Raw genomic sequence first — 14,917 nt, forward strand, 5'->3', positions numbered from 1 at the left:
TGCGAAAGTCCGATTGCACCATGACCGATCTCACGAGCCTCACGATCGCCGAAGCCCGCGCGAAACTCTCCGCCAGGGAAATTACTGCGGTTGAACTGACGGATGCCTATATCGCCGCGATCGAGGCGGCCAACGAAACCATCAATGCCTATGTCGACGTGACGCCGGAAAAGGCGCGAGAGATGGCCAGGGCTTCCGACGCCCGTATCGCTGCCGGCCAGGCCGGGGCGCTTGAGGGTATCCCGCTTGGCATCAAGGATCTCTTCGCGACCGAAGGCGTCCACACCCAGGCCTGCAGCCACATTCTCGACGGCTTCAAGCCGCGCTATGAATCGACCGTCACCCAGAACCTTTGGAACGATGGCGCCGTCATGCTTGGCAAGCTCAACATGGACGAGTTCGCCATGGGTTCGTCGAACGAGAGTTCCTATTACGGTCCGGTCAAGAATCCCTGGCGCGCCAAAGGTTCCAACCTCGATCTCGTGCCCGGCGGCTCCTCCGGCGGCTCGGCGGCCGCGGTCGCCGCGCATCTCTGTGCCGGGGCGACGGCTACCGACACGGGCGGCTCCATCCGCCAGCCGGCAGCCTTCACGGGCACCGTCGGCATCAAGCCGACCTATGGTCGGTGCTCGCGCTTCGGCATCGTCGCCTTCGCGTCGTCGCTGGACCAAGCCGGCCCGATCGCGCGCGACGTGCGCGACGCTGCGATCCTCCTGAAGTCGATGGCAAGCGTCGATCCCAAGGACACGACCTCCGTCGACCTGCCGGTTCCCGATTACGAAGCGTCGGTCGGCCAATCGATCAAAGGCATGAAGATCGGCATTCCGAAGGAGTACCGCGTCGAGGGCATGCCGGAGGAGATCGAAGCGCTCTGGCAGCAGGGTATCGCCTGGCTGAAGGACGCCGGCGCCGAGATCGTCGACATCTCGCTGCCGCACACGCAGTACGCGCTGCCGGCCTATTATATCGTCGCGCCGGCGGAGGCTTCCTCGAACCTCGCGCGCTACGACGGCGTGCGCTATGGGCTGCGCGTCGACGGCAAGGACATCGTCGACATGTATGAGAAGACGCGCGCCGCGGGCTTCGGTCGGGAAGTCAAGCGCCGCATCATGATCGGCACCTATGTGCTGTCGGCCGGCTATTACGACGCCTATTACCTGCGCGCACAGAAGGTCCGCACCCTGATCAAGCGCGACTTCGAACTCGCCTTCCAGGCGGGCGTCGACGCCATCCTGACCCCTGCGACGCCGTCCTCCGCCTTTGGTATCGCCGACGAGGATCTCGCCGCCGATCCGGTCAAGATGTATCTGAACGATATCTTCACGGTGACGGTCAACATGGCCGGGCTGCCGGGCATCGCGGTGCCGGGCGGGCTCGACCACAAGGGACTGCCGCTTGGTCTGCAAGTGATCGGCAAACCATTTGAAGAAGAAACGCTCTTCAAGACCGCCCACGTCATCGAGCAGGCCGCGGGTCGTTTCACCCCGGCCAAGTGGTGGTAACCGGCTCCTGGCCGCCGATCTTCAAGCCGCGGGAGACATGATGTAATGAAGCGGAAAAGGGTTCCGCATCATGGTTGTGATTCGCCACGCGCGCCAGAATGAAATTGGCCTTCTCTGCGAAGTCGGGTTAAGCGCCTGGGAGAAGGCGACTGCCGGCATCGGCGACGTCGCAGCCATGCGCGCCCCGGCAAAACGCGCCTTCGACGATTTCCTGGCGAGCCACTGGCTGACCGTCCTCCTCGTCGAGGACGAGAACCGCATCTGCGGTTGGGCCGCGCGCGAGGAATTGGACGGCGTCATCTCCGATCTGTGGATCGATCCGCGCGCCCAGGGCAGGGGTCTCGGCTCTGCCCTGCTCGCCGACGTCGAGCGGCGGATTGCCGCCGACGGCTTCGAAGTGGCGAGCGTGAAAACCCATTCGCAGAATGCGGCCGCGGTCGGCTTCTTTCAGCACGCAGGCTATCGGGTGAAATGGCTTTCGACTGCCTATTCGCAAAGGCTCGACCGCGACGTCGAATTCATCGGTCTGGAAAAGCCGCTCTTGCGTGAGGCGGAGGAGCGCCCCTGGCACGGTTGAATCGTCTGCGGTTCGAAGTCATATAAGGACCTGCCGCGCTGCCGCGGCCGTGCGCCTCTGAAGCCTTGCACGCCGGGATCAATTGCTCTACCGAGAAACCTCGAATTCAGGCTTCAGAGAAGAGCATGAGATGAGCATCGTCGACGTCCGCACTCCCGATCCGAAACGCTTCATTCCCGGCGCCACCGGCGACTGGGAGGTGATCATCGGCATGGAGGTCCATGCCCAGGTGCTGAGCAATTCGAAGCTGTTCTCGGCGGCCTCGACCGAGTTCGGCAATGCGCCGAACGCCAATGTCTCGCTTGTCGACGCCGCCATGCCCGGCATGCTGCCGGTCATCAACGAGGAATGCGTAAGGCAGGCGGTACGCACCGGCCTCGGCCTCAAGGCCAAGATCAATCACCGTTCGATCTTCGACCGGAAGAACTATTTTTATCCCGACCTGCCTCAGGGCTACCAGATATCGCAATACAAGGATCCGATCGTCGGCGAGGGCAAGATCATCATCTCCGTCGGGCCGGATCGCCAGGGTCAGTTCGAGGACGTGGAAATCGGCATCGAGCGCCTGCACCTGGAGCAGGATGCCGGCAAGTCCATGCATGACCAGCACCCCTCGATGTCCTATGTGGACCTCAATCGTTCCGGCGTGGCCCTGATGGAGATCGTCTCGAAGCCCGATCTGCGCTCGTCGGACGAGGCCAAGGCCTATCTGACCAAGCTGCGGTCGATCCTGCGCTATCTCGGTACCTGCGACGGCAACATGGACGAGGGTTCGATGCGCGCCGACGTCAACGTGTCCGTGCGTCGTCCGGGCGAGCCCTTTGGTACGCGCTGCGAAATCAAGAACGTCAATTCGATTCGCTTCGTCGGCCAGGCGATCGAATACGAGGCGCGCCGCCAGATCGCGATTCTCGAGGATGGCGGCGTCATCGATCAGGAGACCCGGCTCTTCGACCCGAACAGGGGCGAGACGCGCTCCATGCGCTCGAAGGAAGATGCGCACGACTATCGCTACTTCCCCGACCCGGACCTGCTGCCGCTGGAATTCGACGATGATTTCGTCGAGGCGCTGAAGGCCGATCTTCCGGAACTCCCGGATGACAAGAAGGAGCGCTTCGTCCGCGATCTTGGGCTCTCGGTCTATGACGCCTCGGTGCTCGTTTCGGAAAAGGCGATCGCCGATTATTTCGAGGCCGTGGCCGAGGACAGGGACGGCAAGATGGCGGCAAACTGGGTTATCAACGACCTTTTGGGTGCCTTGAACAAAGCCGGCAAAACCATTGAAGAGACTCCGGTTTCCCCCGCCCAGCTCGGCGGCGTCATCGACCTCATCAAGGACGGAACGATTTCGGGCAAGATCGCCAAGGACCTCTTCGAGATCCTATGGAACGAAGGCGGCGACCCGGCGGAACTCGTCGAGAGCCGCGGGATGAAGCAGGTCACCGACACCGGCGCCATCGAGAAGGCGGTTGACGAGATCATTGCGGCCAATCCCGACCAGGTGGAGAAGGCCAAGGCAAAGCCGTCGCTTGCCGGCTGGTTCGTCGGCCAGGTTATGAAGGCGACCGGCGGCAAGGCCAATCCGCAGGCGGTGCAGGCGCTCGTCAAGTCCAAGCTCGGCATCGAGGAGTGACGGTGTTCTTTGTCCGCACGGCAAGCGAGCGCGACCTCGATCAGGTCCGAGCCCTGCTTGTCGAGACCTGGCACGCCACCTACGACAGCTTCTATGGCGGCGATAAGGTCGACGAGCTGACCGCCAAATGGCATTCGATCGACGCCTTGAAGGCGCGCTTGCAACGCAAGAACGCGGAATTCGTCGTCGCGGACAATGGCCGCGAGATCGCGGGCATGGGATTTGCGGCCATGTCGGATACGCTCGGGAAAACCGTCATCCTCCACCAGCTCTACGTGCTGCCGAAGTACCAGCGGCAGGGCGTCGGCCGCGATATGTTCGCCGAGCTGGAAACCTGCTTCCCCGATGCCGAGCGCATGCGGGTTGAAGTGGAGCCGCAGAACCTGCATGCACTGGCCTTCTATCGGGCGCATGGGTTTTCCGAGGTTGCAAGCACGGCCAATTGCGGGGACGAGCACTCCGGCATTCCCGCGCTGATCCTGGAGAAGCAGTTGGCCTGACCCGACGGTGCGGCGGGGGCTCGGCTTCGAGCGCATCCATTTCGGCGCCAGGATGCAGGTGAAATGACCTTGCGCCCGCTGGAATCACTGGACAAGGCGGGAGCAGCACGGCATAAGCGGGAGCGAGATTTTGATGTCCGGTCGTCTCCCATCGGCCGGTAAGGGACGATATCCATGAAGCTCCTGCTGCAGATTTTCACCTGGTGGAATGGACAGACGATCGGTACGCGCTTCCACACCTGGCGCCACGGACAGCGCGTCGGGGAAGACGAGTTCGGCAATGTCTACTACCAGGGCGGCAAGGATTCCGAGGGCCGGACGCGCCGTTGGGTGATCTACAATGGTCCTGCCGAAGCCTCTGCGATCCCGCCCGGTTGGCATGGCTGGATGCATCATCGCACCGATATTTCGCCTGCCGATGAAAACTATGTCCAGCGCGAATGGCAGAAGCCGCATCGTCCGAATCTAACCGGTACGCCCCAGGCCTATCGGCCGAAGGGCTCGCTCGCACGTGCCGGCGAGCGGCCGCGGGTCACCGGCGACTACGACGCCTGGACGCCGCGCTCTTAAACGGGCAGTGCGGGGTCAACGCGCCCGCACCACTTCCAACTCACGAGAACTGAACACGGCGCAGCCACAATTCGGGTCTAGCGCTTGGTCCGAGGACAACAGCGAGCACGCGGGGATTGGCGGGAATGGCAGCGTTCTGTCTGCGCAGTTTTATCGGTCGGATCGCGAAGCCTGCCGGTCTTGGCTTCCTTCTTGGTCTGCCGCTGATTGCCGTAACCGGGCCGGCGGGGGCCACGCGCCTCACCAATGCCGTGGCCGTCTTTTCCGGTATCGACAAGATCACCGGCCGCATCACCACCTTCGACGTCTATATCGGCGAAACGGTGCAGTTCGGCGCGCTGCAGGTGACGCCGCGCGTGTGCTACAGCCGCGACGAAACCGAGGCGCCGAAGACGACCACCTTCGTCGAAGTCGATGAAATCACCCTCGACCGCAAAATTCGTCGTATCTTTACCGGCTGGATGTTCGCCGACAGCCCCGGTCTCAACGCCGTCGAACATGCCGTCTACGATGTTTGGTTGCAATCCTGCCAGGAGACCTCCGAGGTGCCGCCACCGGACGCTGCGGCGCAACGCTGATTTCTTTTAAGAGTGGCGGCTCCCGCTTGAAGGCCGTTTTTTGCCTCAAAATTCGAGATTCGGCGAGGCGATTGCCCTGGCGAGCAGCAGGTCGTATTCGGCCTTCGGCACATCGATGGCGCCGAAGGATTTCAGGTGCTCAGTTGTAAATTGCGTGTCGAGAAGCTCAAACCCCCTGGCGCGGAGCCGTTCGACCAGGTGGACGAGGCAGATCTTGGAGGCGTCCTTGCGTAGGGAGAACATGCTCTCGCCGAAGAAGGCGGCGCCGAGGGAAACGCCGTAAAGCCCGCCGACAAGCAAATCACCCTGCCAGGCTTCCACGCTATGGGCGTAGCCCATGCGGTGGAGCGCCGCGTAGAGGGCGCGGATCCTGGTGTTGATCCACGTCGTCGGTCGGCCCGGCGCGGGCCGCGCGCACCCCGCAACGACCGCTTCGAAGGCCGTGTCATAGCGAATCTCGAAAGGGCGTTTGCGGAGGGTCTTTGCGAGGCTACGGGAAACGTGAAAGCTGTCCAGCGGTATGACGCCGCGGATTTCCGGCTCGACCCAGAAAAGCTCCGGATCGTCCGCCGAATCGGCCATGGGAAAGAGGCCGATGGAGTAGGCGCGCAACAACATGTCCGGGGTTATTTCCGGTTCTCTGCTGCGCGACCCCTTCAATGTCATGTCCTACGCCGATGTAGCGGCCAGATGATGCTCGAGCCAGTGGATATCATAGTCGCCGTTAGCGATATCCTGATTGTTGATCAGATCCTGGAACAACGGCAAGGTCGTTTTGATGCCATCGATGACAAATTCGTCGAGCACTCGGCGCAGCCTCATCATGCATTCGACGCGTGTCCGCCCGTGCACGATCAGCTTGCCGATCAGGCTGTCATAGTAGGGCGGGATGCGATAGCCTTGATAGGCGCCGCTATCGACGCGCACACCGAGACCGCCAGGTGCGTGGAAGTGCGTGATCGTACCCGGGGAGGGGACGAAGGTTCGCGGATCCTCGGCATTGATACGGCATTCGATGGCGTGCCCGGAGAAGACGATATCCTCCTGCTTCACTGAGAGACCGGCGCCCGATGCTACGCGGATTTGCTCGTGCACTAGGTCGATGCCGGTGATCGCCTCGGTGATCGGGTGCTCCACCTGCAGGCGCGTGTTCATTTCGATGAAGTAGAACTCGCCGTTCTCGTAGAGAAACTCAATCGTGCCGGCGCCGCGATACTTCATCTTCTTCATTGCATCGGCGCACACCTGACCGATCTGCATGCGCTGCTCGACGTTGAGGGCAGGCGAATTTGCCTCTTCCCAGACCTTCTGGTGGCGGCGTTGCAGCGAGCAATCGCGCTCACCGAGATGGATGGCATTGCCTGCCCCATCCCCCACGACCTGGACCTCGATGTGACGCGGCTTTGTGAGGAACTTCTCCATGTAGACCGCATCATTGCCGAAGGCGGCGGCGGCCTCGGAGCGTGCCGTCGCCACCGCGTTCTCAAGTTCCTCCTCGGTCCTGGCGACCTTCATGCCGCGGCCGCCGCCGCCCGCCGTCGCCTTGATCAGGACCGGGAAGCCGATCTTGCGGGCGACCTTGAGCGCGTTCTCGGGTTTCACCTCTCCATGGGAGCCTGGGACCACGGGAATGCCCAGTTCTTCCGCCGTCTTCTTGGCGGTGATCTTGTCGCCCATTAGCCGAATGTGCTCGGCCGTCGGTCCGATGAAGGTGATGCCATGCGCATCGAGGATATCGGCGAACTTGGCGTTTTCCGAGAGGAAGCCGTAGCCCGGATGCACGGCATCGGCGCCGGTGATCTCGCAGGCGGCCACGATCTGATGGATGTTCAGGTAGCTGTCGCGCGACGGTGGCGGTCCGATGCAGACGCTCTCGTCGGCGAGCCGCACATGCATGGCGTCGCTGTCTGCGGTCGAATGGACCGCGACGGTGGCGATGCCGAGTTCCTTGCAGGCGCGCAGCACCCGGAGAGCGATTTCGCCGCGATTGGCAATGAGGATTTTCGAAATCATCCAATCCGCGCCTTATTCGATCACGATGAGGGGTTCGCCATACTCGACCGGGGCGGCGTCCTGCACAAGAATTTCGGTCACCTTGCCGGCGCGCGGAGCCGGAATCTGGTTCATCGTCTTCATCGCTTCGATGATCAGGATCGTCTGGCCTTCCTTGACCGTTGCACCGACCTCGATAAAGGGACGAGCGCCCGGTGCCGGGGAGAGATAGGCGGTGCCGACCATCGGCGCCGTCACGGCGTTCTTGGCGTTGTGACCGCCGCCTTCCGCGGCTGCCGGAGCGGCCGGGGCTGCAGGTGCCGCCGCAGCTACCGGCGGCATGTGATAGGTGGGCATCGGCGGCATGGACATCGCGACGGGCGTACCGTTGCGCGAGACGCGGATGCGCAGGTCGTCCTGTTCCACTTCGATCTCGGTCAGGTCGGTATCCTTGAGGATATTGGCGAGATCGCGGATCAGCGCCTGGTCGATACCGGGTTTCTTGTCAGCCATGGGATATGAGCCTCGTGTTCTTCTTATTTCGACGTGTCTGTCAGGTTCTTTAGCGCATGCAGCGCAAGAATGTAACTCTGCGCGCCGAAGCCGCAGACCACGCCTTTTACGGCCGGTGCAATCATCGACCTGTGGCGGAATTCCTCGCGTGCATGGATGTTGGAAAGGTGCAGCTCCACCACCGGAACGCCAATTGCGCGGATGGCGTCGTGCATGGCGATCGAGGTGTGACCGTAGGCGCCGGGATTGACGGCGACGCCCGCGGCCGTTTCGCCGGCCTCATGCAACCAGTCGACCAGGACGCCTTCGTGGTTCGACTGGCGAAAGTCGATCTCAAAACCGAGGGCTTGACCCTCCGCCTTGCACATCGCCTCGATGTCGGCCAGCGTCTGGCCACCGTAAATGCCCGGCTCGCGCCTGCCGAGGGCATTCAGATTGGGGCCGTTCAGCACGAAAATAGTCGAGGACATAAGGAATTCCGGTCGGATGATGGAGTTTTACCTATAGACCGACGGTTCCGCGAGGGAAAGCCCCTTGGGACACGCGCGGATTTGTCCACAAGTCGCGGCGCTTCCCGAGGGGCGGCCCGGTGATCGGAGGGAACTCGTCAGCAGGCGGTCTTGCCGCACTGGCGCATATTGGCCACCTTCTTCGTCAATTCGCCGGAACCGACTGCGCCGAAGACCGCTTCGTTGCCGATCACGTAAGAGGGCGTTCCGGTGATGCCGAGATCGTTGGCGAGCGTGTAGGCCTCGCGCACTCCGGCGTCATGCGGATCGTCTTCCATCTTCTCGCGCAACTGCGCTTCCGTCACACCGAGGCTGGCGGCGACCGCGATCGCCGTTTCCTCCGTCGCGCGTTCCTCTCCCCCTAAGAGCCCACGGTGGAAGTCGCCGTATTTTTCCGGAGCGATGGCGCGGAACGCGGCGCTCACCTTATGGGCGGCGAGGGAGTCGGGTCCAAGGATCGGGAACTCCTTAAGCACGAAACGAATGTTTTTGTCCTTGGCTAGGATCTGGTCCATGTCCGAGAGGGCGCGCTTGCAGTAGCCGCAATTGTAGTCGAAGAATTCGACGATCGTGACGTCACCCTCGGGATTGCCGAGTGTGAAGTCGTAGGCGGAATTGAAGATGGCCGACTGATTGTCGGCGATCGCCGCCGTCGCTGCCGCCTGCTGCTGGGCGCGCTGCTTGGTGGTGAGCGCCTCCTGGACTTCCAGCATGATTTCCGGATTGGCGAGCAGGTACTCCTTGATGAAGGCGCCGAGCTCTTCCTTTTGTTTCGCATCGAGAGCGGCTGCAGATTGGGGCAGGGCGATGCCGGCTGCAAGCGCGATCAGCGTTCCGCCGACAATCATCTTCTTCTTGAGTATCATCATTCCCTCATTGTCTTCCGTGCCCTATTGTCGTCGATTCCATCAATGCCTGTCGAAAAGCAACGAGAAATCCCGCCCTTCTGCGGGCTTTGCGAGCATACGGGGTGCCGCGGCGAAACGAAACGGCAAAATCGGCCGAATTGCGGCACTCGCACACTTGTGAAGCTGAAATCTATCAGGCAAAGGGGCGAGGATCAGCGAAACCTTACGAGGATCTGTCATTGGTACAGATGTCGAAACGCAGCGCGGTCGAGCCGTTCCACGCCATGGATGTTCTGGCGGAGGCCACGCGCCGCCGTGATGCCGGCCACCCGGTAATCTCGATGGCGGTCGGCCAGCCGGCATATCCGGCCCCGAAGGCCGCGCTCGAGGCGGCGCGGCGCGCGTTGGAACATGGCCGGCTCGGCTACACGGATGCGCTAGGCACGCTGTCCTTGAAGCAGGCGATTGCCGCTCACTATCAGAGCCGCCACGGGATCGCCGTGGACCCGCAGCGCATCGCCGTCACGACGGGCTCGTCGGCGGGGTTCAATCTTGCCTTCCTGGCGCTCTTCGATCCAGGCGATTGCGTCGCGGTCGCCCGTCCCGGATATCCCGCCTACCGCAATATCCTGGCGACCCTGGGCCTGACCGTCGTCGAGATCGACGCGAATGCCGAGACCGGCTTCACGCTCACGCCGGAAAGCCTGGAGCGGGCGGCGGAAAAGGCGGGCAGGCCGCTCAAAGGTGTGCTCCTAGCAAGCCCGGCCAACCCGACGGGTACGGTGACCGGTAGGGCGCGGCTGAAGGCGCTGGCGGACTATTGCGGCACGCAATCGATCGCCTTCATTTCCGACGAGATCTATCATGGGCTGACTTTCGCCGGTGAGGAAGCGACCGCGCTCGAGGTTGCCGACGACGCGGTCGTGATCAATTCCTTCTCGAAATATTATTGCATGACCGGCTGGCGCATCGGCTGGATGGTGCTGCCCGAGACCCAGGTGCGCGCCTTCGAGCGCATCGCCCAGAGCCTCTACATCTCGCCGCCGGAACTCTCTCAGATCGCGGCCGAGGCGGCGCTCGGTGCGCAGGAGGAACTGGACGGTTACAAGCGCGCCTATGCCGCCAACCGCGATCTCCTGCTGAAGCGCTTGCCCGAGATCGGCCTCTCCATCGCCTCGCCGATGGACGGTGCCTTCTACGCCTATGTGGATGTCAGCCGGTTCACCAATGACAGCATGGCCTTTGCCCGGCGCATGCTGAGCGAAATCAACGTCGCCGCAACGCCCGGCTTCGATTTCGACCCCGTAGAGGGGCATCGCACCATGCGCTTCTCCTACGCAGGCTCGACGCCGGAGATGGCCGAAGCGATGGACCGCCTCGCGCGTTGGCTGGCGTAGTCGCGGCCCCGCTGCGACCAGCCTAAAGGGGCACCATGCTGTCATGCAGTCGCGACGTAACGCTCGCCCTCGGAAAAATCGGCCAGGCTCTGACGCCAAGTGGATTGGCCGGGCCAGCGATATTCGACGGAGCCCTCCGCCGGTGATATGACGGCTGTATAGAGCGTGCCCAACCCGCCGCGGTAATCGGTTCTATATAGCGGGGCCGAGTGGAAGGCGCCGATAAAACGATCGAGGTCCGGAGATTTCGCGCGACGAGCCGACAGGCACTCGGCGCGCTCGGCCGTTTCCGACCACCTGTTGCGCTCCGGCCATTCGAGAGCCAGTTGGTGGTTCGTCGCAATTGGGCTTCGACGCGTTACCGCTTCCCGATCCGGAGCCAGATAGACGACGGCGTAGTCACCGGTTTTGTCGAGGATTACGACATTCTGTACTGCCTGGACCGGAATCCGGCTCAAGGTCTCGCTAGCTTCGATCGTGGTCGAGCAGCACTCCAGCACATAGCGCAACAGGAGAGGCACCTGGAATCCCTCCGGAGAGTACGCGATCCGCCCCCCGAATGTGAGGGCAACTGCCAGGCCGGCACTATTTACGCCGTCGAGGGCGCCGAGCCACGCTTCTGACGTCACGATGACGTCGTGGTGCTCCGTCCATCGGCTGCGAAGAACGGTTCCTTCGAAAAAGTCGGGTGTGAAATCGTAATTACGAACAAGAACGGGAATCCCACCTAGCGCGACGGCCACGCTGCAGCCCGAGATGACCGGCGGCGTCCGGTACAGCGACAAAGCACGGTGAGCGATTTCGTCCGAGCCGACGAGGCTGCATGCCCGATCGAAAACGGGCACGAGTTCGGGCATATGGGCCGCCAGTTTTCCCCGCGCCTCGTCTATCGTGGGACGACGCTCCAGCCCCTCGCTCAAGTACCAGTCCCTGTACCGGGGCCACGACACGGCAAAGCGCTCACGCCACTTGTCCCCCCATGGCCGATTCCGAAACTGCAAAGACCTTCACCATGCGCCTTCAAAGTACCTGTCGGAGAAGCCTCATGCGGGAATAGAAACAGCCGCCCGCAACAGAATTGCGGACGGCTGACAGGATATCGAGGTGAAAACCCCGAATACAAGCTGTTGATGCGCTCAGAAGAAGCCGCGGCGTTGCCACCAGCCGCCCTTTTTCGGCTTGTTCGTCTCTTCCTCGCCGGCTTCGGGCTTGTTCGAAGTGACGACCGGTTCGGAGGCGATTGTCGCGAGATCGCGGTTGGCCCGTGCCGGCTTGGCACCTTCGAGATCAGCCGCCGCTTCCTCGATGGCCTCGGCCTGAGGGACGGTCAGATCTTCCGGTTGCGATTCGACCGACTTCTCGGCGGCGGCATCGACGTCTTCCTCCGCTGTGGCATCGGATGCCTTTGCGGGTTTCTTGCGGCTGCGCTTCGGTTTGGCGGGTTTTTCTTCCGCCGGCGCCGCCACGTCGGCAACGGCCACAGGGGCGGCTCCCTCGATGGCCGCGCGCGCGGCTGTTTCCGCCTTTTCGTCGGCTTCCGGCTCCTCTACGCTCCCCGCATCCCCATTCGTCTCCGCCTCGGCGCCGGCAAGCTCGTCCGAATCCAGACGATTGCGGCGGCCACCGCGCTTGCCGCGGCGCCGGCGCTTGCGCTTCTGATCGCCGTCGGCGGTCGCCTCTCCGGCCTCCAGCGTCTCGACGTCGTCTTCGTCTTCGTCGTCGGCTTCATCCGATGCCTCAAGCTCTGCCGATTCCCCGGCAGCCGCTTCGCCGGCCTGTGCCGCGCCCTTGCCGCGGCGACGGCGGCGGCGTTTGCGTTTGCGTCCACCCTGATCGTCGGAGGCTTGCGCCTTCGGCTGTCCTGCCTGCTCGGAGGTTTCCACGGCCTCCTCCTCGTCGAGGTCTTCTTCGACGATGATGTCCTCTTCTTCTTCTTCTTCCGGTTCCGGTTCGAAGTGCAGGAGTTGTTCGATCTTGACCGGGTTTTCGACCGGCTCCCCGCGATCGATCGCGAAATGCTGCGCGCCGACATGGGCGTCGGCCTCGACGACGATCGAAACGCCGAAGCGCTGTTCGTAATCGGTGATCGTGCCACGCTTGTAGTTGAGCAGGTAAAGCGCGATTTCCGGAACCGTCCGAACGCAGATGTCGTGGGTGGTGTTCTTCAGCAGGTATTCTTCGATGCCGCGCAGAACGTGCAGCGCGACGGAAGACTGCGAGCGGATATGGCCCGTGCCGTTACAGTGCGGGCAGGTCTGCATCGTGCTTTCGAGCACTGAAGCGCGAATGCGCTGGCGCGACATTTCCAGAAGGCCGAAATGCGAGATGCGTCCGACCTGGATGCGCGCGCGGTCGTGCTTGAGGCAGTCCTTGAGCTTCTTCTCGACGGCGCGGTTGTTCCGCTTCTCCTCCATGTCGATGAAGTCGATGACGATTAGACCGGCGAGGTCGCGCAGCCGCAACTGCCGCGCCACTTCCTCAGCCGCCTCGAGATTCGTCTGCAGAGCGGTGTCTTCGATCGAGTGCTCGCGCGTCGAACGGCCGGAGTTGACGTCGATCGAGACCAGCGCTTCGGTCTGGTTCATGATGATGTAGCCGCCCGACTTCAGCGTTACCTGCGGCTGCAGAATCCGGTCGAGCTGCGCCTCGATGCCGGAGCGCGAGAAGATCGGATGCACGTCGCGATAGGGCTGGACGACTTTCGCATGACTTGGCATCAGCATCTTCATGAAGCTCTTGGCTTCGCGGTAGCCTTCCTCGCCGGCAACGATGATCTCGTTGATATCCTTGTTGTAGAGGTCGCGGATCGACCGCTTGATCAGGCTGCCTTCCTCATAGACCAGGCATGGCGCCGTCGAGTTCAGCGTCAGCGTGCGGACGTTTTCCCAGAGCCGCATCAGATATTCGAAGTCGCGCTTGACCTCGACCTTGGTGCGGTTGGCACCGGCCGTGCGCAGGATCACGCCCATCCCCTGCGGCACGTCGAGGCCACGGGCGATTTCCTTCAGCCGCTTGCGGTCCTGCAGATTGGTGATCTTGCGGGAAATGCCGCCGCCGCGCGCCGTGTTCGGCATCAGAACCGAATAGCGGCCGGCGAGCGAAAGATAGGTCGTCAGCGCCGCGCCCTTGTTGCCGCGCTCTTCCTTGGCGACCTGGACGAGGAGGATCTGGCGGCGCTTGATGACTTCCTGAATGCGATATTGCTTGCGCGGCTTGCGGGTCTGACGGTCCGGAACCTCTTCCATCGCGTCTTCCGCGCCAACCGATTCAATGACCTCGTTCTCGCCGTCGTGGTTGTCGTCGTCGTCGTCGTCGCTACGGCGGCGCGTGTCCACCTCTTCGGAAATCGAGTCCGTGTCGACCATCGCGGCCATTTCGCCGGCGCTGCCTTCCTCGTCGACTTCCGCGGGGGCCTCTGCTGCTTCTGCCCCTTCCGCCGTCTCGCTCGCCTTGGTCTTCGTCCGCCGCGTACGCTTTGGTTTTGCCTTGGGCTTTGCCGCGGGAACTTCGGCTTCCGGCGCCTCGGCGACGCCTTTCTCCGCCGGCGCCGCTGCACCCTCCGCCTCGGCCGGTGCTGCCGCCTCTTCCGGCACGATGTCGACCGGTTCGCTCTCCTCCTCGCGGCGGGCCTCTTCGGCCTCCGCCTTCAGGAGCGCCTGACGATCGGCGAGCGGAATCTGGTAGTAGTCGGGATGGATTTCGGCGAAAGCCAGAAAGCCGTGGCGATTGCCGCCGTAGTCGACGAAAGCGGCCTGCAGCGAAGGCTCGACCCTCGTCACCTTTGCCAGGTAGATATTGCCGCGGATCTGTTTCTTATGTTCCGATTCGAAATCGAATTCTTCTATGCGGTTCCCGCGTACGACGACGACGCGCGTCTCCTCCGCGTGAGACGCATCGATAAGCATTTTCTCTGCCATCTAAGCTGTGCTCCTCGGCGCAGGTGGACGGCAGACAGAGTGGTTTCACTGGGAAAACTGTCGAACACGCCGGGAACTGCGCCGGATGTAAAGGGTCCTGTTTGGCGCAGGCGACGGTGCAACAGCCAGACGGCAGCCGGGACGGTCACGTCCCAGGACCACTTTACGTCTGACCGATACTGCTTATTCACATCAAAAGACCAAACAAGAATGCCAATGTCCTAGGCCCGAACAGGGCCCGATGAATGTGCCCGCTGGCGGGCATTCGGTGAAAATCACCATCAAGAACTCCGGCCACCGCCGGAAATTTGCGATCCAGTGTACGAAGGAGGAAATGCAGAGACGGCGGATGAATGCCTGCGGCCGCGAAAGCACGATACG

14 protein-coding genes are annotated in these 14,917 nt (G+C 62.5%); 7 read left to right on the plus strand and 7 right to left on the minus strand.

Going from position 1 to position 14,917, the window contains the following annotated elements:
• The first annotated feature begins 20 nt into the window (after nucleotides 1–20).
• The 6 genes from gatA (at nucleotide 21) to AC4P1R_RS04750 (ending at nucleotide 5,360) form a co-directional block, all read left to right on the plus strand.
• Nucleotides 21–1,502 (plus strand): Asp-tRNA(Asn)/Glu-tRNA(Gln) amidotransferase subunit GatA, encoded by a 1,482-nt coding sequence (gene gatA, locus AC4P1R_RS04725; RefSeq protein ID WP_069460781.1) that lies wholly within the window; start codon nucleotides 21–23, stop codon nucleotides 1,500–1,502.
• Between the two features lie 70 nt (nucleotides 1,503–1,572).
• On the plus strand, nucleotides 1,573–2,079 hold the full coding sequence (locus AC4P1R_RS04730) for a GNAT family N-acetyltransferase (protein ID WP_151611119.1): 507 nt from the start codon (nucleotides 1,573–1,575) through the stop codon (nucleotides 2,077–2,079).
• A gap of 130 nt (nucleotides 2,080–2,209) precedes the next feature.
• Complete coding sequence (gatB, locus tag AC4P1R_RS04735; protein WP_069460783.1) at nucleotides 2,210–3,712, plus strand: Asp-tRNA(Asn)/Glu-tRNA(Gln) amidotransferase subunit GatB; 1,503 nt, start codon at nucleotides 2,210–2,212, stop codon at nucleotides 3,710–3,712.
• 2 nt (nucleotides 3,713–3,714) lie between these two features.
• On the plus strand, nucleotides 3,715–4,212 hold the full coding sequence (locus AC4P1R_RS04740; protein ID WP_069460784.1) for a GNAT family N-acetyltransferase: 498 nt from the start codon (nucleotides 3,715–3,717) through the stop codon (nucleotides 4,210–4,212).
• 174 nt (nucleotides 4,213–4,386) lie between these two features.
• Nucleotides 4,387–4,782 (plus strand): NADH:ubiquinone oxidoreductase subunit NDUFA12, encoded by a 396-nt coding sequence (locus tag AC4P1R_RS04745; RefSeq protein WP_069460785.1) that lies wholly within the window; start codon nucleotides 4,387–4,389, stop codon nucleotides 4,780–4,782.
• 125 nt (nucleotides 4,783–4,907) lie between these two features.
• On the plus strand, nucleotides 4,908–5,360 hold the full coding sequence (locus AC4P1R_RS04750) for a DUF2155 domain-containing protein (protein ID WP_069460786.1): 453 nt from the start codon (nucleotides 4,908–4,910) through the stop codon (nucleotides 5,358–5,360).
• Nucleotides 5,361–5,405: 45 nt separating this feature from the next.
• Here AC4P1R_RS04750 and aat read toward each other — a convergent pair whose 3' ends face one another.
• The 5 genes from aat to AC4P1R_RS04775 form a co-directional block, all read right to left on the minus strand.
• Entirely contained in the window at nucleotides 5,406–6,026 is a 621-nt protein-coding gene (gene aat / locus AC4P1R_RS04755) for a leucyl/phenylalanyl-tRNA--protein transferase (protein WP_192803749.1), read from the minus strand.
• Nucleotides 6,027–6,029: 3 nt separating this feature from the next.
• A complete protein-coding gene (gene accC / locus AC4P1R_RS04760) occupies nucleotides 6,030–7,373 on the minus strand; it encodes an acetyl-CoA carboxylase biotin carboxylase subunit (RefSeq protein ID WP_069460787.1) in 1,344 nt (447 codons plus the stop codon).
• Nucleotides 7,374–7,385: 12 nt separating this feature from the next.
• Complete coding sequence (gene accB / locus AC4P1R_RS04765; RefSeq protein WP_069460788.1) at nucleotides 7,386–7,865, minus strand: acetyl-CoA carboxylase biotin carboxyl carrier protein; 480 nt, start codon at nucleotides 7,863–7,865, stop codon at nucleotides 7,386–7,388.
• Nucleotides 7,866–7,888: 23 nt separating this feature from the next.
• Nucleotides 7,889–8,335 (minus strand): type II 3-dehydroquinate dehydratase, encoded by a 447-nt coding sequence (gene aroQ / locus AC4P1R_RS04770; protein ID WP_069460789.1) that lies wholly within the window; start codon nucleotides 8,333–8,335, stop codon nucleotides 7,889–7,891.
• Between the two features lie 137 nt (nucleotides 8,336–8,472).
• Nucleotides 8,473–9,240: a DsbA family protein gene (locus AC4P1R_RS04775; protein ID WP_083265439.1), complete on the minus strand. Its 768-nt coding sequence runs from the start codon at nucleotides 9,238–9,240 to the stop codon at nucleotides 8,473–8,475.
• 221 nt (nucleotides 9,241–9,461) lie between these two features.
• Between AC4P1R_RS04775 and AC4P1R_RS04780 the strand changes: the two genes are divergently transcribed.
• Nucleotides 9,462–10,619, plus strand: coding sequence for a pyridoxal phosphate-dependent aminotransferase (locus tag AC4P1R_RS04780; protein WP_492177463.1), 1,158 nt, complete (start codon nucleotides 9,462–9,464; stop codon nucleotides 10,617–10,619).
• A gap of 41 nt (nucleotides 10,620–10,660) precedes the next feature.
• Here the strand turns inward: AC4P1R_RS04780 and AC4P1R_RS04785 are convergent, their stop codons facing one another.
• Together AC4P1R_RS04785 and AC4P1R_RS04790 are read right to left on the minus strand one after the other, a co-directional pair.
• Complete coding sequence (locus AC4P1R_RS04785) at nucleotides 10,661–11,569, minus strand: C45 family autoproteolytic acyltransferase/hydrolase (RefSeq protein WP_492177464.1); 909 nt, start codon at nucleotides 11,567–11,569, stop codon at nucleotides 10,661–10,663.
• A 186-nt stretch (nucleotides 11,570–11,755) separates the two neighbouring features.
• The gene (locus tag AC4P1R_RS04790) at nucleotides 11,756–14,536 is read right to left on the minus strand and encodes an Rne/Rng family ribonuclease (protein WP_492177465.1); all 2,781 of its coding nucleotides are present in this window, start codon (nucleotides 14,534–14,536) and stop codon (nucleotides 11,756–11,758) included.
• Between the last annotated feature and the right edge of the window lie 381 nt (nucleotides 14,537–14,917).

It is taken from the genome of Sinorhizobium sp. Y406, from assembly GCF_058732025.1.